Origin of the sequence: Stenotrophomonas sp. JAG2, assembly GCF_041080745.1 — a bacterium.
Taxonomy (GTDB): Bacteria; Pseudomonadota; Gammaproteobacteria; order Xanthomonadales; family Xanthomonadaceae; genus Stenotrophomonas; species Stenotrophomonas maltophilia_AA.
In genome coordinates, this window is sequence record NZ_JBEUMH010000004.1 from 326,916 (window position 1) to 344,136 (window position 17,221).

Sequence of the window (17,221 nt, forward strand, 5' to 3'; positions counted from 1 at the left end):
GGGCGTGTCATGCACTGTGAGATGCGCGGCAGGCACGCGCCGCAATGCCGCAGCCGCGCCCACGGGCACGCCGACGACGCGGCACGGGGCCAGGCCGGGAGAGGGGCAGGACGACCGTGGGACGGGCGATGCGGGCAGTGAAGTCACCGGCTCACGGGCCGGTGACCACCACCAGATGGCGCTCACCGGTCAACCCCGGGACGCTCAGCGGCACCACCTTCTCCACCGACCAACCGGCCGGCAGCTGCGCGATCTCGTCGTGCGGGTACACGCCTTTCATCGCCAGCAGACGGCCACCGGGGCGCAGCAGATGCCCACCGACCCGGATGATCCCGGCCAGGGTGTCCATCGCGCGCGCGGTCAGGTGGTCGTAAGCGGCCGGTTCGGCCAGCGCCTCGGCGCGCGACTCGGCCACGCGCGCATTGCCCAGGCCCAGCTGGCGAACGGCTTCGCGCATGAAACGGGCCTTCTTGCCGTTGCTCTCGACCAGGGTCACCTGCAGCTGCGGGCGCGCGATCGCCAGCGGGATGCCCGGCAGCCCGGGGCCGGTCCCCAGATCGGCCAGGGTGCCGGCCTCCAGGTAGGGCTGCATCGCCAGCGAGTCGAGCAGATGGCGGGTAACCATCTCCAGCGGGTCGCGGATCGCGGTCAGGTTGTAGGTACGGTTCCAGCGGTCCAGCAGGGTCAGGTAGGTCAGCAGCGGCGGTGCCAGCGCGGCCTCCAGGCCCATCGCCGACAGCCCGCGCTCCAGCGCGTCGGCCACGCCGGATGGAAGTGTGTGATCAGTCATGCCGTGATTATCGCATCTTGCCTGCGGCGGCAGCGGCGCCCGGGGACGACGGGCATCCATTACAGGGCATGGAATGCCAGCGCGGCCCGGAAATCATCGGCCGCCTGCCACTCATGCAGGTGCCAGCGCTCGGCAGGCCCCAGTTCGGGGTCGCACCAGGCCAGGTGAAGGCCACCATCGATGCCCGGCGCGAGCTGCAGCCGGTGCAGGCCGAACGAGATGCCCTGCCCCTGCGCCTTGAGCAGCGCTTCCTTGGCGCACCACACGCGGAAGAACCAGTGGTTGCGGGCGGTCTCGTCCAGCGACTCCAGCCAGGCGATCTCGGCCGGGTGGAAGAAGCGCTGGACGATCTCCAGCATCCGCGGGCGCGGGCGCAGCGGCTCCAGGTCCACCCCGAGCCGGACCCCCTCGCCCATCGCGACCAGCAGCAGCCCGTGGCTGTGGCTCCAGCCGGTGCCCACATGCGCCAGCGGGCCATGCAGCTCCGGCCGGCCACGCGGGTCGCGCTGCAGCGGCAGATCCTCCGGTTCGCCACCCAGCTGCCCGGCCAGCAGCACCCGGGCCTGTGGCTCGCCACGGGTGCCCGCCACGTGCGGCAGGCGCCAGACCGTGACCGGGCCGAAGCGCCAGGGGCCGTCGAGGGTGGCCGGCAGGCTCATGCCACGCCCCCGCCATCGCGGCTGCACGACGACTTCACGGGGTGTGCCGTCAACTGCACAGGTTGCAACCGCACAGAGGGAGTCAACGCTATGGGCATCATCATCTGGTTGATCGTCGGCGGCATCGTGGGCTGGCTTGCCAGCATCATCATGAAGCGGGACGCGCAGCAAGGCATCATCCTCAACATCGTGGTCGGCATCATCGGCGCACTGCTGGCCGGTTGGCTGTTCGGCGGTGGCATCAATGAAGCAATCACCATCCGTACGTTCCTGTTCTCGCTGATCGGTGCCGTCATCCTGCTCGCGATCGTGAACCTGTTTACGCGTCGAAGCGTCCGCTGACGCGCTCACGTACTTCGTTCGATCGACAAGGCCCGGCACTGCCGGGCCTTGTTGTTTCCGCGGTCAACCCAACTGCACCCACGCCGGGGCGTGGTCGCTGGGGCGTTCCCAGGTACGCGGTTCGCGGTCGATGCCGGAGGCCAGCGCGCGCGCCTTGAGCGCGTCGGAGACCAGGGTCAGGTCGATGCGCAGGCCCAGGTTGCGGCGGAAGCCGGCCGCCCGGTAGTCCCACCAGCTGAACACGCCCTCTTCCTCGCTGTGCAGGCGGAAGGCGTCGTGCAGGCCCAGCTGCAGCAGCTTGTTCAGGGCGCCGCGCTCGGCGGTGGAGGTCAGGATGTGGTTCTCGTTCCAGACCAGCGGGTCGTGCACGTCCCGGGCATCGGGCGCGATGTTGAAGTCGCCCATCACCACCAGCTCCGGGTACCTGGCCAGCTCGGCCTCGACCCAGGCGTGCACGGCCTCGAGCCAGCGCAGCTTGTAGGCGTACTTGTCGGTGCCCACGTCCTGGCCGTTGACCACGTACAGATTGATGATGCGCACGCCGTTGACGGTCCCGGCGATGGCGCGCTTCTGCTCATCCTCGAAGCCGGGAATGCCGATCTGCACGTCCTGCGCCGGTTCGCGCGAGAGCAGCGCGACGCCGTTGTAGGTCTTCTGCCCGGCAAACACGCTGCGGTAGCCCAGCCCGGCCAGCACCGCGTCGGGGAACTTGTGGTCCTCCATCTTGGTTTCCTGGATGCCGACCACGTCCGGCGCGAACGCCGTGAGCCATTGTTCCAGGTGCGGCAGGCGCACGTTGAGCGAGTTGACGTTCCAGGAGGCGATTTTCATGTGCGCCATTCTACCTGTGGGGCGCGCCTTCGTCGGCGACCCCCTACCGCACCATCATCTTCAACATCCCGGCGATCTTCGAATACGGCGGTTTGAGCAGATCGCTGGCGGCCCAGCGCGACTGCCACAGGATCGGCAGCTGCTTGCTCATCGCATCGAAGCCGGCACGCGCGTGGTACGCGCCCATGCCACTCGGGCCGACGCCGCCGAACGGCAGCCCATTGACCGCGAAATGCAGCAGCGTGTCGTTGACGGTGACGCCGCCGGCCACGACCTGCGCCAGCACCCGTTCCACCTGCGTGCGTTCGTGACTGAAAACGTACAGCGCCAACGGACGGTCACGTGACTGCACCTCCGCGATGGCAGCATCCAGATCCGGATACGCGCAGACCGGCAGGATCGGACCGAAGATCTCTTCGCGCATCAGGGCCAGATCGGCCGGCGGATCGAGCACGATGGTCGGCACGATCAGCCGCTCGCGTTGGGCACGCTCGGGATCGACCGTCGCCAGTTCGATCACCGGAACGCCCCGCGCGCGGGCCTCCTCCAGATAGCCGCGCAGCCGCTGATACTGGCCCTCGTGGATGATGCGCGTGTAATCCGCGGCGTCGCCGAAATCGCCATAGCGCGCCTGCACCTGGGTCTGCAGCTGCTGCACCAGCTCGCGCTGGCGATGGCCGTCGATCAGCACGTAGTCCGGCGCGATGCAGGTCTGCCCGGCATTGAAGAACTTGCCCGTGGCCAGGCGCGCGGCCGCCTTCTCCAGCGGGTAATCGCTGCAGACGATGGCGGGGGATTTACCGCCCAGTTCCAGGGTCAACGGGGTGAGGTGCTCGGCGGCGGCCGCCATGACCTTGCGGCCGATGGTGGTGGAGCCGGTGAACACCAGGTGGTCCAGCGGCGAGCCGGCAACGGCGCTGGCGAGGTCTCCATCGCCCTGCACGACCGCCACGCGATCCGACGGGAATACCTCGGCCAGCAGCGACTGCAGGAAAGCACTGGTGCGCGGCGTGTGCTCGGACGGCTTGAGGATCACGTGGTTGCCGGCGGCGATCGCGGTCGCCAGCGGAATCAGCGCCAGGTTGACCGGATAGTTCCACGGCGAGATCACCCCGACCACGCCCAGCGGCACCGGCCGGGTATGCGCACGTGCCGGCCAGAACCGCCAGCCGACACCGACCCGGCGCGGCCGCATCCAGCCGCGCAGATGGCGGCACAGATGATCGATGTCGCCGAGCACGGTCATGCCATCGGCGATCAGCGATTCGTGGCTGGAGCGGTGGCCGAAGTCGGCCGAGATCGCGGCCGCCATCTCCGGCAGGCGCGCCTTTAGGGCCGCGCGCAGGCGCTGCAGGTCACCGCGGCGCTGGTCCAGCGTCGGGCGATTGGCCTGCCAGGCGGTGCGCAGGGCGTGCAGGATCGCGGGAAGCGCGGCGGGATCGGTGTGGGCATCGCTCATGGCCCGACTATAGCGGCAGGCTGCGTGATGGCGGGATCGGTCGTGCCGGCCGCTGGCCGGCAACCTCGCACGCGTCCCCGCCGGTTGATCGGGAGCCGGCCAGCGGCCGGCACTACCCCGGAAACAGAAAGGGCCGCGATTCGCATCGCGGCCCCTTCGTCATGCCGTGGCGATCACCGTTACTTGGTGATGTCCACACCCTTGGTTTCATGCAGGAACAGGCCACCGACCACGACCGTCATCAACGCGATGATGATCGGGTACCACAGGCCGTAGTAGAGGTTGCCGGTACCGGCCACCAGCGCGAAGGAAATCGCCGGCAGGAAGCCACCGAACCAGCCGTTGCCGATATGGTAAGGCAGCGACATCGAGGTGTAGCGGATGCGGGTCGGGAACAGCTCGACCAGGTAGGCGGCGATCGGGCCGTAGACCATGGTCACGTAGAGCACCAGCAGCCACAGCATGAAGATCGTGCCCGGGATGTTGATGCGTGCGTTGTCGGCCTTGGCCGGATAACCCGCCGCACCCAATGCACCCTTGAGCTCCCCACCGAAGGCATCGCCCTTGGCCTTGAGCTCATCCTTGGTCAACCCGGCGGCCTCGAACGAGGTCACTTTGGAGGTGCCCACGTTGACCACCGCCAGCGAACCGGCCGGTGCCGGCTGCACTTCATACGGCACGCCAGCCTTGGTCAGGGCCGCGGTGGCCACGTCGCAGGAGCTGGTGAACTTGCGCATGCCGACCGGATCGAACTGGAACGAGCAGGTGTTCGGATCGGCATTGACCAGCGCCGGCGAGTTGGTGCGCGCCTCTTCGATGGCCGGGTTGGCGAAGTGGGTCAGGCCCTTGAAGATCGGGATGTAGGTGATCGCAGCCAGCAGACAGCCGGCGAGGATGATCTTCTTGCGGCCGATACGGTCCGACAGCCAGCCGAAGAAGATGAAGAACGGTACGCCCAGTGCAAGCGCGGCGGCGATCAGCAGGTAGGAGGTGGTGGCGTCGACCTTGAGCATGCTGCTCAGGAAGAACAGCGCGTAGAACTGGCCGCCGTACCACACCACGGCCTGGCCGGCTGCAGCGCCGAGCAGGACCAGCAGCATCAGCTTGAGGTTGCCGTCCTTGAGGCTGTCGCGGAACGGGGTCTTGGAGCCCTTGCCTTCGGCCTTCATCTGCTGGAACAGCGGAGACTCGCTCAGCTGCAGGCGAATCCACACCGACACGCCCAGCAGCACGATCGAGACCAGGAACGGAATGCGCCAGCCCCAGGCTTCGAACGCCTCATTGCCCAGGAAGTAGCGGCAGGCCAGGATGATCAGCAGCGACATGAACAGGCCGAGCGTCGCGGTGCACTGGATGAAGCTGGTGTACAGGCCACGCTTGTCGGCCGGTGCATGCTCGGCGACGTAGGTCGCGGCACCACCGTACTCGCCACCCATCGCCAGGCCCTGGGCCAGACGCAGGATGATCAGGATGACCGGGGCGGCGAAACCGATCGAGGCGTAGTTGGGCAGCACGCCGACCAGGAAGGTCGAGATGCCCATGATCAGGATCGTGACCAGGAAGGTGTACTTGCGGCCGATGCGGTCGCCGAGGCTGCCGAAGAAGGCCGCGCCGAACGGGCGCACGAAGAAGCCGGCCGCGAACGCCAGCAGGGCGAAGATCATGCCCGTGGTTTCATTGACGCCGCTGAAGAACTGCTTGGCGATGATCGCGGCGAGCGAGCCGTACAGGAAGAAGTCGTACCACTCGAAGACGGTACCCAGGCTGGACGCGAAGATGACCTTCTTGTGTCCCTGGGTAAGTTGGGCTTTCGCCGGTGCAGGTGTTGTTGACATGGGACGCTTCCCCTCCGAAGCAATCGTGATGTTGTGCCGGCTGTACGCCGGCACGCGTTTTCTGTTTTAGAAGCTGTACTTCGTGGTGAACTGCAGGCGGCTGATATCGCCCTTGCGGCCGTCCTCGATCTCGCGCACGCCGTACATCAGCTCGGCGCCGACATCGACCTTGGGCATCGGCGTGTAGAACACGTTGCCGCGGATGCTCTGCACGCTCTTGGTGACCAGCGGGCCGAGGCTGCCGTCGTTGTCGTAATCGCTGCGCGCGTAGATCAGGTTGGTGCGCAACTTCGGGGTGAAGGCGTGGCGCCAGCCCACGTAGCCGGCCAGGACGCCGGTCGGGTTGAGTTCGTCGCGGGCGATGTCATACGCGGTATCGGCGGTGACACCCAGGCCGATGTAGCGCGCGATGCCTTCGCCGCCGGTGACCTGGTAATGCAGCGTGTCGGTCGGACCCATCACCCACTTGCCGCCCAGGGTCAGGCCGCCGGCGATCTTGTCCGCATCGGCACCTGTGGTCTGGTTGTCGACCTTCAACTGGCGGACCACGCCGCCGACGCCGAAGGTGCCCCAGTCACCCTTCCAGCCATAGCGCAGGGTCAGGTCGGGCAATGCGCCGCGATCGGAGTTGCTGGCCACGTTGGTCCACGCACCGGTGACCGGATTGCGGGCGCCGGTGAGCAGCGTGGTTTCCGGGTTTTCCAGCGCGACGCTGAAGCCGCCCTGGGTGTAACGGATCTGGGCCTGGCGCACGAAGATCACGCCGTCGGTCGGGCCGACGAAGTCGGCGGCTTCCGGCAGCGAGGCCGCATCCATGAAGTTCGACCAGGTCTGGCCGGCCATCCAGTTGTTCCAGTACATGTAGGCGTGACGCAGGGTCGCACCGTAGGTATTGGTGGCGGTCTGGTTGCCGAGCGAGTTGCCGAAGAAGTCCATCTCGAAGAACGCACCGGACTTGTTGCCGGCCTCGCTGACATTGTCGATGCCCAGGTTGAAGCGCGAGAACTTGGCGTGGGCGTTGTAGTCCACGTCCGAACGCTTGCCACTGCCGCCGGCACCGGCCACCGGGGTCTGGCCCGGCAGGTACAGCGCGCGGCCGGTGGCGTCGTCGGCCAGCTGGCCGTCGCCGGTCTGGGTAGCCAGGAAATCGGCCTTGATGAAGCCGCCGATCTTGACCGTGGTGCCCGGCGCGGCACCCGGGGTGATGGTGGTGACCTGGATCGGCTGCTTGCCGGCCGGCACGGTGGCCGCCACCGGCTGCTGCGCCTGGACCGTGCGCACGGCGGTGACCTCGGTCTGGGCCTGGCTGATCTGGACCTGCTGTTGCTGCTGGTTGGACAGCAGCAGCTGGACCTGGCGCTCCAGTTCCACGACGCGGGCTTCCAGTGCTTTCTCTTTTGCGGTTTCGGCGAACGCCATGCCTGGCGCGATCAATGCGACGAACATGGCGGCGGCCAACGGCCGGCGTGTCGTCCTCAGCAAACGGTGGCTCATGTTGCCCTCTCTCCCGGGTGGCAAGGTGATGCCGCGCATGGGGCACGGTCGAGCCGAGGGTGCGGCGCGTTGACGCACCGAAGCTATTGGCCATTAGTCGTACTCCCCCCGACGGGGCGAGTACGACCCGGGCGCCGGCAGGCGGCCGGCAGGTGCCGAAGGCACCGCGTAGGTACCGACCGTTGGTCGGTACGCAGTGCCTCACGACCAACGGTCGTGAGCTACCGCGGCGAACGGTCGTGAGCCACCGCGACCAACGGTCGTGAGCTACCGGGGTCAACGGCCATGTCATATCGGGGTGGTCGGCGTTCGACCATGGTCTAACCACCCCGGTAACGCGCAGGCGGGTGGATGCGGCAAACTGAGGGGGAGAGGTCGTCACTTATGTTGCGACCGCACAACCCAAGTCAACGTGCAAGTGAGGGTGCCATGGCTGATCTTTACCCCGTCGACGCCGCGTTCGCCGCGGCATCGCGGATCGACAGGAACACGTACCAGCAGCTCTACCGCGAGTCGGTGGAGCATCCGGATGCCTTCTGGGGCAAGGCCGCCGAGCGCCTGGACTGGTTCAAGAAACCCACCCGCATCAAGAACGTCAGCTACCAGCTCGACGATTTCCGGATCAAGTGGTTCGAAGACGGCGAGCTCAACGCCAGCGTCAACTGCCTGGACCGCCAACTCGACAAGCGCGGCGACAAGATCGCGTTGCTGTTCGAACCGGACAGCCCCGACGCACCGGCCCAGGGTGTCACCTACCGCGAGCTGTATGAGCGCACCTGCCGCCTCGGCAACGCGCTGCGCAACCTCGGCGTCAAGAAGGGCGACCGGGTCACCATCTACCTGCCGATGATCGTCGACGCCGCGGTGGCCATGCTGGCCTGTGCGCGTATCGGTGCGATCCATTCTGTGGTGTTCGGCGGCTTCGCCCCGAACTCGATCGCCGACCGCGTCATCGACTGCGGCAGCAAGCTGATCATCACCGCCGACGAAGGTCTGCGCGGGGGCAAGAAGATTCCGCTCAAGGCCAACGTCGACGCCGCGCTGAAGCTGCCCGGCACCACCACCGTGGAAACGGTGCTGGTGGTCCGCCACACCGGCGGCGCGGTGGACATGCAGGCCCCGCGCGACCGCTGGTTCCATGACGTGGTGGATCCGCAGCCGACGCAGTGCGAACCCGAGCGCATGAATGCCGAGGATCCGCTGTTCATCCTCTACACCTCCGGGTCCACCGGCAAGCCCAAGGGCGTACTGCACACCACCGGCGGCTACCTGCTGTACGCGGCCTACACCCATGAAGCGGTGTTCGACCTGCGCGAGGACGATATCTACTGGTGCACCGCCGACGTCGGCTGGGTCACCGGCCACAGCTACATCGTGTACGGCCCGCTGGCCAACGGCGCGACCTCGGTGATGTTCGAAGGCGTGCCGAACTACCCGAACACCTCGCGCTTCTGGGAGGTGATCGACAAGCACCAGGTCACCATTTTCTACACCGCTCCCACCGCGATCCGCGCGTTGATGCGCGAAGGCGATGCACCGGTCAAGCGCACCTCGCGCAGTTCGCTGCGCCTGCTCGGCAGCGTGGGCGAACCGATCAATCCGGAAGCGTGGCGCTGGTACTACGAGGTGGTCGGCGACAGCCGCTGCCCGATCGTGGATACCTGGTGGCAGACCGAAACCGGCGGCATCCTGATCTCGCCGCTGGCCGGCGCGGTCGATCTCAAGCCGGGTTCGGCCACCCTGCCCTTCTTCGGCGTGCAGCCGGCCCTGGTCAACGCCGACGGCGAGATCCAGGAGGGGGCCACCGAGGGCAATTTGGTCATCCGCGATTCGTGGCCGGGCCAGATGCGTACCGTCTACGGTGACCATCAGCGCTTCATCGATACGTATTTCCGTACCTACCCGGGCAGCTACTTCACCGGCGACGGCTGCCGTCGTGACGAAGATGGCTACTACTGGATCACCGGCCGCGTGGACGATGTCATCAACGTTTCCGGCCACCGCATCGGCACTGCCGAAGTGGAAAGCGCGCTGGTCTCGCATCCCAAGGTGGCCGAAGCGGCCGTGGTCGGCTTCCCGCACGACATCAAGGGCCAGGGCATCTATGCCTACGTGACCCTGATCGCCGACGAAACGCCGAGCGATGAACTGCACAAGGAGCTCGTGGCCTGGGTGCGCAAGGAGATCGGCCCGATCGCCGCGCCTGATCACCTGCAGTGGGCGCCGGGCCTGCCCAAGACGCGCTCGGGCAAGATCATGCGTCGCATCCTGCGCAAGATCGCCGAGAACGCACCGGATCAGCTCGGTGACACCTCGACCCTGGCCGATCCGTCGGTCGTGGCCTCGCTGGTGGAAGAGCGGAAAGTGAAGTGAAGTAACCCTTCACCGTGAAGGCGCAGGATGGGGCCGCGTCATCGCGTTCGCGCTGTCGCTCCCACGATCCGCAAGCGGATCGTGGGCCCCGCCTCACCAGCACCCACTCCCCGCCGCTTCGCGGCCGCCCCCTGACTCAGGAGGCTGTCATCTCGATAGACTTTTTCGTTGCGTCGCTGCACTCCTCCGCAACATGACCCCCACCATGACGACCCTCCTGATTGCCGATGACCATCCGCTGTTCCGCGAAGCCCTTCGCGGGGCCGTGCAACGCGTCATCCCCGGCGTGCAGCTGTACGAAGCGGACAGCGTGGAAGCGCTGTACCAGCTGGCTGACCAGCACACCGACGCCGACCTGGTCCTGATGGACCTCAACATGCCCGGTGCGCAGGGCTTCAACGCGCTGGTCCACATGCGCGCCCTGCACCCGCAGCTGCCGGTGGTGGTGGTATCCGCACGCGAGGAGCCGACGGTGATGCGCCGCGCGCTCGACCATGGCGCCTTCGGCTTCATCCCCAAGTCCGCCGATTCGGACACGATCGGCCATGCGCTGGGCACCATCCTCGATGGCGAGACCTGGGCGCCGCCGGAAGCGCACAACGTGCCACCGACCGGCCGCGAGGAACGCGAGATCGGCCAGCGCCTGCGCGAGCTGACCCCGCAGCAGTTCCGGGTGCTGCAGATGCTCGGCGCCGGTCGCCTCAACAAGCAGATCGCCTACGACCTCAACGTGTCCGAAGCGACGATCAAGGCCCACGTCACCGCGATCCTGCGCAAGCTCGGCGTCACCAACCGCACCCAGGCGGTGCTGATGGCCGGCAAGCTGGCCATCGATGACGAACAGATCGTGTTGCCGCCGGAAGAAGAGTAGATCCACGCGCGCCGGCGTTATAGCCGGAGCTATGAATTCCAGCGTTACCTGCGCAATTCGCGGTAGACGCTCCACGCTGCACCCCCGGTGCTAAGCTTCGCGTCCCCTTGGGGAGTAGCCGGATTCCTGCTGAAGGAATCGCCCGCATCAACATACTCGGCCAGTGCGCCGTGGTGCGGGTAGCCATCTTGGTTGGCGAGACCAGCGGTCCGCGTGCGCAACGACAGGTTGGGCGCGTTCGCGGTCCGTTGCTCGCAATCGCCCGACCTGCCGCGTACCCCCATGTCTCCTGTTTCGATCCTGCTGATCGGCTTTGCCATGTCCACCGATGCCTTCGCCGCGGCGATCGGCAAAGGCGCGGCCATGCGCAGACCGCGCTTCTCCGACGCGCTGCGCGCCGGCCTGATTTTCGGTGTCATCGAAGGCATCACCCCGGTGATCGGCTGGCTGCTCGGCCGCGCCGCACTGCAGTACGTGGAGGCCTTCGATCACTGGATCGCGTTCGGCCTGCTCGGCGCGCTGGGCGTGCACATGATCATCAACGGCCTGCGCCCCGATGACGGCGCCGAGGACGAAGACACCAGCAAGCACCACGGCTTCTGGCGCCTGGCGATGACCGGTTTTGCCACCAGCATCGATGCGATGGCGGTCGGCATCGGCCTGGCCTTCCTCGACGTCCATATCGGCGTGATGGCACTCATCATCGGCCTGTGCACCCTGACCATGGTGACCGCGGGCATCATGCTCGGCCGCGTGCTGGGCGGCATGGTCGGCAAGCGTGCGGAGATCATCGGCGGCCTGATCCTGATCATCATCGGCTCGACCATCCTGTACGAACACCTCAGCGGCGCCATCGCCTGACCGGCCGCGGCCACGGCCCCGCGGCTAGAGATCGCCGCGGGTGTCGTGGAAGGCAGCCAGGAAGGCGCGCAGCGAGGCCGGCTTGATCGGCTTGGTCAACAACCGGTAGCCGCGGTCACGTGCCATCCGCTTGAGCTCATCGCGCCCATCGGCGGTGAGCAGCGCGCCGGGAATCGCACGCCCGGCCTTCTGGCCCAGTGCCACCAGCGTGTCCAGCCCGTCCAGGCGGTCATGCAGGTGGTAGTCCACCAGCATCACATCCGGCCGCTCGACCACTTTCTCCAGCGCCTGGTCGACCGTGCTGGCGGTGATCACCTGTACCTGCCAGCGCCCCAGCAGCGCCCGCATGCCGTCCAGGATCTCCTGGTCGTTGTCCACGCACAGCACGCGCATGCCGGCCAGTGAATCGGCGCGGGTGACCGGGCTCGGCGCCGGCAGCGCGTTCGCCGTCGGCAGGGCCGGCGCGGCCACCAGCGGCAGCAGGATCGAGAACATGCTGCCGCTGCCGACACGGCTGCGCGCGTTGAGGCGGTGATCGAGCAGGCGCGAGATGCGCTGGCAGATCGACAGCCCCAGCCCCAGGCCCTGCTCACCCCAGTCGAACGGCTGCTGGTAGCGGTGGAACTCATCGAAGATCTGCTGCATGTGATGCTCGGGAATGCCGGGGCCGGTATCCCACACCTGCAGTTCCACCTCCGGCCCGCGATGGCGCACGGCCAGCACGATGCGGCCCTGGCGCGTGTAGCGCAGCGCATTGGCCAGGAAGTTCTGCAGCACGCGGCGCAGCAGGCGGCGGTCGCTGCGCACCCAGGCCGGACGCGCGAACAGGTCCATGCGCAGCCCGCGCCCGGCGGCGACCGGCGAGTACTGCGCGGCCAGCTCGCGCATCAGCAGGCTGACATCGAAATCGCCGATCACCGGGTGCAGGCCACCGGCATCCAGGCGCGAGACATCCAGCAGGCCGTCCAGCAGCTCCTCGGCGGCGCGCAGCGATGCATCCACGCGCTCGGCCAGGTGCCGCTGCTCTTCGTTGTTGTGGTGGCTCTCGCGCAGCGCCGAGGCGAACAGGCGGGCGGCATTGAGCGGCTGCAGCACGTCATGGCTGATCGCGGCCAGGAAGCGCGTCTTGGATTGCTGCGCCACCTCGGCTTCGTGCGAGCGCTCTGCCACGCGCTGCTCCAGGGTTTCGTTGGCCTCCAGCAGCGCGCGCTCGGCGTGCTTGTAGTCGGTGATGTCGTTGTAGCTGGTGACGTAGCCACCGCCGGGCAGGGCCTGCCCACGCATCTCGATCACCTTGCCGTCGCTGCGGGTGCGCTCGAAGATGTGCGGCGAGCCGGCGCGCATGTAGCCGATGCGGCGGTTGATCTGCAGCTCGATGTCGCCCTCGCCGAGCTCGCCGCGCTCGGCGTTGTAGCGGATCAGGTCGGCGACCGGCCGGCCTACGTAGAGCATCCCGTCGGGATACCCGAACATCTGCTGGTAGCGGCGGTTCCACGCGGTGAGACGCATGTCCGGATCGACCACGCTGACCCCCGCGCTGATGTTCTCCAGCGTGGTGGAGAGGATCTCGCGGTTGAAGCGCAGCTCCTGCCCCGCTTCGTCGAGCACCGCGACCACTTCGCCCAGGTCCATGCCCGAGCCGCGCAGCAGGCTGGTCAGCAGCAGGCGCGCCGAGGCCGCGCCGATCGAAGCGGCCAGCAGGCGCTCGGTGAACTGCACCCAGGCGCGGTCGGCCGGCGCGGAGGCCTGCAGCTCGCGGTCCATCGACTGGGCCTGCTCGAAGAAGGACCGGCGGGCATGGCGGTCACCAACCACGCGCGAGGCCAGCGCCAGCAGGTCGCCCACATGCACGTTGCCCGGCCAGGCGCCGGCCACCGAGGGCCGCTGCGCATACGGGTCCAGGAACGGGGCGGCGCGCAGGCGCTCGTCCACGCCCGGGCGCCAGCGCACCGAGACCAGCACCATCGCCGCGACATTGACCAGCAGCGACCAGAAGGTGCCGTGGGTCAGCGGGTCCCAGCCGCTCATGCCGAACAGATGCTGCGGCTGCAGCCAGCCGATCCCGAACGGCCCCTGCACCAGCCAGGCCTCGTCCATCCACCCGGCGTGGGTCAGCGCGGGCAGCAGCAGCGTGTAGACCCACGTGGCGAAGCCGAGCAGCATGCCGACCTCCACGCCCCGGCGGCTGGCACCGCGCCAGTACAGCCCGCCGATCAGCCCCGGCGCGAACTGCGCCACCGCCGCGAACGCCATCAGCCCATACGACGCCAGGGTGCTGTCGTTGCTGCTGCCGCGGTAATAGCTGTAGGCGACCAGCGCCAGCAGCAGGATCGCGGTACGCCGGATCCACAACACGCGCGAGGCGACATCCGCCGCTTCCTGATGGTCGCCACTGCGGCGCAGCAGGACCGGCATCACCAGGTCGTTGCTGACCATGGTGGCCAGCGCGATCGAGGCCACGATGACCATGCCGGTGGCCGCCGAGAAACCGCCGACGTAGGCGACCAGCGCCAGGAACTTGCGGCCTTCGGCCAGCGGCAGCGCCAGCACCATGCTGTCATCGGCGACACTGCCACCGGTGCCGAACAGGGTCACACCGGCGGTGGCGATCGGGATCACCATCGCCGAAATGATCACCAGGTAGGCACCGAACATCCAGCGCGCGCGGCGGATGTCGCGTACGTCGCCACACTCGACCACGGCCACGTGGAACTGGCGCGGCAGGCAGATGATCGCCAGGAAACTCAGCAGCGTCTGCGAGATGAAGCCCACCGGCGGCAGCCCGGTGAACAGCGTATGCGCCGACTCGATCACCGCATCGGTACGGTCGTTGAGCCACAGGTAGGCGAACAGCCCGAGCGCGACCATCGCGATCAGCTTGATCATCGATTCCAGCGCGATCGCCAGCATCATGCCGTGGTGGTGCTCGGTGGCATCCACCTGGCGGGTGCCGAACAGCGTGGCGAACAAGGCCATCAGCAGCGCCACGTACAGCGCCGGATCGGTGAAGAAGCCGGTGGGGCCGACGTTGCCGGTCAGTACCTGCAGGCTCATCGCCACCGCTTTGTACTGCAGGGCCAGGTACGGCACGATGCCGATCAGCGCGATCACCGCCACCAGGGCGGCCAGGCGGCGCGAGCGCCCGAAGCGCGAAGAGATGAAATCGGCGATGGAGACCACGTTCTGGCTGCGGGCGATCAGCGCCAGGCGTTCGATGATGCGCCAGCCGAACACCCACAGCAGCAGCGGCCCCAGGTAGATCGGCAGGTAGCCGATCCCGTTGCGCACCGCCGTGCCGACCGCACCGTAGAACGTCCACGACGAGCAGTACACCGCCAGCGCCAGGCTGTAGACCACCGGCCGCAGCCACGGCCGGTTCGGATACATCGGGCGACGGTCGCCCCACCACGCCACCGCGAACAGCAGCGCGGCGTAGACCACTGACACCAACAGCAGGATCCAGCTGGAGACCACGCGGGTGTTTCCGTGAGAGCAGCCCGCAGTGTAGGCCACGACCGTTGGTCGTGGCGTTCCAGGGCGGGCCGCCGTGCCTTATTCGGCGGGGACGCCCATTTCCTTCAGCAGTTCGGGTGCCGGGTAGACCTTGGCCAGCAGCCAGCGCAGGTAGCGCATGTCCACGTGCACCGCGCGCTTGAAGCGCGGATCGAACCACCAGCTCGCGCTGACCGACTCCCAGTTGCTGTCGAAGTTCAGGCCGATCAGCTCGCCCTTGGCATTGAGCACCGGCGAGCCGGAGTTGCCGCCGGTGGTGTCCAGGTTGGTCAGGAAGTTGACCGTCTGGGTCTTCAGCACCGGATCGGCGGTGGAGCCGAAATCACCCTTGGCGATCGCGTCCAGCAGCAGCTTGGGCGCATCGAACGGATAGGCGTTGGTGTTCTTCTCGACGATCCCGGCCACGGTGGTCACCGGGTCGAAATGCACCGCATCGCGCGGGGACAGCGCTTCGACCTTGCCGTAGCTGATGCGCAGCGTGCGGTTGGCATCCGGGTAGACCGCACGGCCCTGCTTGGCACGCCAGGCGAACAGAGCCTGCATGTAGGCCGGGCGCAGGCGCAGCTGCTCGCCCTCGCGGGTCTTGCGCTCGTCATCCAGGCGCAGCTGCGCGGCGACCAGCGGGCCGGCCAGGTCGATCAGCGGATCGCGCGCCAGTGCCTTGCCCTGCTGTGCGGCGGCAAATCGCGACAGGCGCTCGGCTTCGTCGCCCAGATGCGTGCTGGCATAGAGCGTGTCCAGGGTCTTGGCCAGCGCGGCCGGCGTGCGGCCGAAGGCGGCATCGAACTCGGGCACGCGCTGCGCGTCCGGCAGCTGCTGGTAACGGGTCAGCAGCGTGGTCAGCAAGGCCTTTTCGATGGCCGGATCGTACCGGCGCTGGACCTGCTTGAGCACGCCTTCGATCAGCGCCAGATCGCGCTGCTGGTAGCCGCTGTCACGCTCGGCGTCGGGCTTGGCCGATTCGATGCGCAGGCGCTCCAGGGTCAATGCCGAACGCAGCAGCTGGCTCTGCGCCGAGAGCAGGTCGAGCAGCAGATCGCGCTCGCCGACCGAGGCCCCGCTGGACAGCGAGGTCAGCAGCGACTGGATATCGCCCTGATACTTCGCATCGGTGGCCTGCAGCATCGCCGCTTCATCGGCGGCGCGCTGGGCCTTGGCATCGCTGCGCAGCAGGCCTTCCAGCTCACCGGCGGCCCGCTTGCGGTTGTTTTTCAGCGACTGCAGCTGTGAGGCGTAACGGGTACGCGCCTGGGCGTCCTTGGCACTGGCCGACTCGATGGTGTCGATCATCTGCTGGAACACCGCCACGCGGCGCGGCAGCACCGCATCGATCTGGCTGGCGAATTCCGCGGCCGTGCGATGGCGGTAGGTGATGCCCGGATAGCCGGCCAGCATCGCGTAATCGCCGGTCTTCGGGCCGTCGATCGCCATCTTCAGGTGGGCCGGCGGGTGGTAGGGCACGTTGTCCACGCTGTACGGCGCGGGCTTGCCGTCCTTGCCGACGTAGGCGCGCAGCAGGGTGAAATCGCCGGTGTGGCGCGGCCACATGAAGTTGTCGATCTCATCGCCGTAATTGCCGATCGCGCGCGGCGGCGCATAGACCAGGCGCACATCGCTCAGCTCGAGCTGGCGGATACGATAGAAATCGGTGCCGTAGTACATGTCCGCCACGCTGCAGCGGATGTTGCCCTCCTTCTCGCAGTCGGCCACCAGCTGCTTGCTGGCGCGGTCCACCGCGTCGAAGTACGCACGCCCGGTCTTGCCGCGGGCATCGCGCAGCACTTCATCGGTGACCTTGTCGAACCCGACCGTGACCAGCACGCGGAAATCCGGGTTGGCCGCGCGCTCATCGCTGCGACCCTTGGCGATGAAGCCGTCGTTGATCAGGTTGTGCTCGGCCGAGCTGTTGTACTGGATCACGCCCATGGCGACGTGGTGGTTGGTCAGCAGCAGGCCGTCGTCTGAGACGAACGAGCCGGTACCGCCACCGGCTCGCACCACCGCGCTCAGCGGCGGCGCGGTGACGTTGGCCAGGTCGCCCGGGTTGCCCTTGAAGCCGGCCGCCTTCAGCGGCTTGGCCAGGTCCGGCAGCTGGGTCGGCATCCACATGCCTTCATCGGCATGGGCGCCGGCGGCGAGGGTCAGGCCAAGCGCCAGCGCGGCGGTGAGGGGTTTGCGTGAAGACATGGGCAC

Annotated in this window: 12 protein-coding genes; 4 read left to right on the forward strand and 8 right to left on the reverse strand. The window is 67.5% G+C overall.

Annotation, left to right across the window (positions count from 1 at the left end; translation table 11 throughout):
- Window positions 1-151: 151 nt before the first annotated feature.
- The gene (rsmG, locus tag AB9O74_RS07370; protein WP_346479201.1) at window positions 152-790 is read right to left on the reverse strand and encodes a 16S rRNA (guanine(527)-N(7))-methyltransferase RsmG; all 639 of its coding nucleotides are present in this window, start codon (window positions 788-790) and stop codon (window positions 152-154) included.
- Between the two features lie 59 nt (window positions 791-849).
- Window positions 850-1,449 (reverse strand): 4'-phosphopantetheinyl transferase superfamily protein, encoded by a 600-nt coding sequence (locus AB9O74_RS07375; RefSeq protein ID WP_176987787.1) that lies wholly within the window; start codon window positions 1,447-1,449, stop codon window positions 850-852.
- A 90-nt stretch (window positions 1,450-1,539) separates the two neighbouring features.
- On the opposite strand from AB9O74_RS07375, the gene AB9O74_RS07380 reads away from it, so the two are divergent.
- A complete protein-coding gene (locus AB9O74_RS07380; RefSeq protein ID WP_038685456.1) occupies window positions 1,540-1,791 on the forward strand; it encodes a GlsB/YeaQ/YmgE family stress response membrane protein in 252 nt (83 codons plus the stop codon).
- A gap of 63 nt (window positions 1,792-1,854) precedes the next feature.
- On the opposite strand, the gene xth is transcribed toward AB9O74_RS07380, so the two are convergent.
- The 4 genes from xth to AB9O74_RS07400 form a co-directional block, all read right to left on the reverse strand.
- Window positions 1,855-2,622, reverse strand: a complete 768-nt coding sequence (xth, locus tag AB9O74_RS07385) for an exodeoxyribonuclease III (protein WP_088432299.1) — start codon at window positions 2,620-2,622, stop codon at window positions 1,855-1,857.
- A gap of 43 nt (window positions 2,623-2,665) precedes the next feature.
- Window positions 2,666-4,081 (reverse strand): coniferyl aldehyde dehydrogenase, encoded by a 1,416-nt coding sequence (locus AB9O74_RS07390; RefSeq protein ID WP_369348908.1) that lies wholly within the window; start codon window positions 4,079-4,081, stop codon window positions 2,666-2,668.
- 179 nt (window positions 4,082-4,260) lie between these two features.
- A complete protein-coding gene (locus tag AB9O74_RS07395; RefSeq protein WP_354275147.1) occupies window positions 4,261-5,916 on the reverse strand; it encodes an MFS transporter in 1,656 nt (551 codons plus the stop codon).
- A gap of 66 nt (window positions 5,917-5,982) precedes the next feature.
- Window positions 5,983-7,410 (reverse strand): DcaP family trimeric outer membrane transporter, encoded by a 1,428-nt coding sequence (locus AB9O74_RS07400; protein WP_346492849.1) that lies wholly within the window; start codon window positions 7,408-7,410, stop codon window positions 5,983-5,985.
- A 429-nt stretch (window positions 7,411-7,839) separates the two neighbouring features.
- Here AB9O74_RS07400 and acs point away from each other — a divergent pair, with 429 nt between their 5' ends.
- From acs to AB9O74_RS07415, 3 genes are all read left to right on the forward strand, one after another.
- Complete coding sequence (gene acs, locus AB9O74_RS07405; RefSeq protein WP_369348909.1) at window positions 7,840-9,783, forward strand: acetate--CoA ligase; 1,944 nt, start codon at window positions 7,840-7,842, stop codon at window positions 9,781-9,783.
- A gap of 205 nt (window positions 9,784-9,988) precedes the next feature.
- On the forward strand, window positions 9,989-10,654 hold the full coding sequence (locus AB9O74_RS07410) for a response regulator transcription factor (RefSeq protein ID WP_070470067.1): 666 nt from the start codon (window positions 9,989-9,991) through the stop codon (window positions 10,652-10,654).
- A gap of 282 nt (window positions 10,655-10,936) precedes the next feature.
- Entirely contained in the window at window positions 10,937-11,515 is a 579-nt protein-coding gene (locus AB9O74_RS07415) for a manganese efflux pump MntP family protein (protein ID WP_179459682.1), read from the forward strand.
- Between the two features lie 24 nt (window positions 11,516-11,539).
- On the opposite strand, the gene AB9O74_RS07420 is transcribed toward AB9O74_RS07415, so the two are convergent.
- Both AB9O74_RS07420 and AB9O74_RS07425 read right to left on the reverse strand, forming a co-directional pair.
- Window positions 11,540-14,989: a NahK/ErcS family hybrid sensor histidine kinase/response regulator gene (locus tag AB9O74_RS07420; protein WP_369348910.1), complete on the reverse strand. Its 3,450-nt coding sequence runs from the start codon at window positions 14,987-14,989 to the stop codon at window positions 11,540-11,542.
- A 78-nt stretch (window positions 14,990-15,067) separates the two neighbouring features.
- Entirely contained in the window at window positions 15,068-17,215 is a 2,148-nt protein-coding gene (locus AB9O74_RS07425) for a S46 family peptidase (RefSeq protein WP_369348911.1), read from the reverse strand.
- Between the last annotated feature and the right edge of the window lie 6 nt (window positions 17,216-17,221).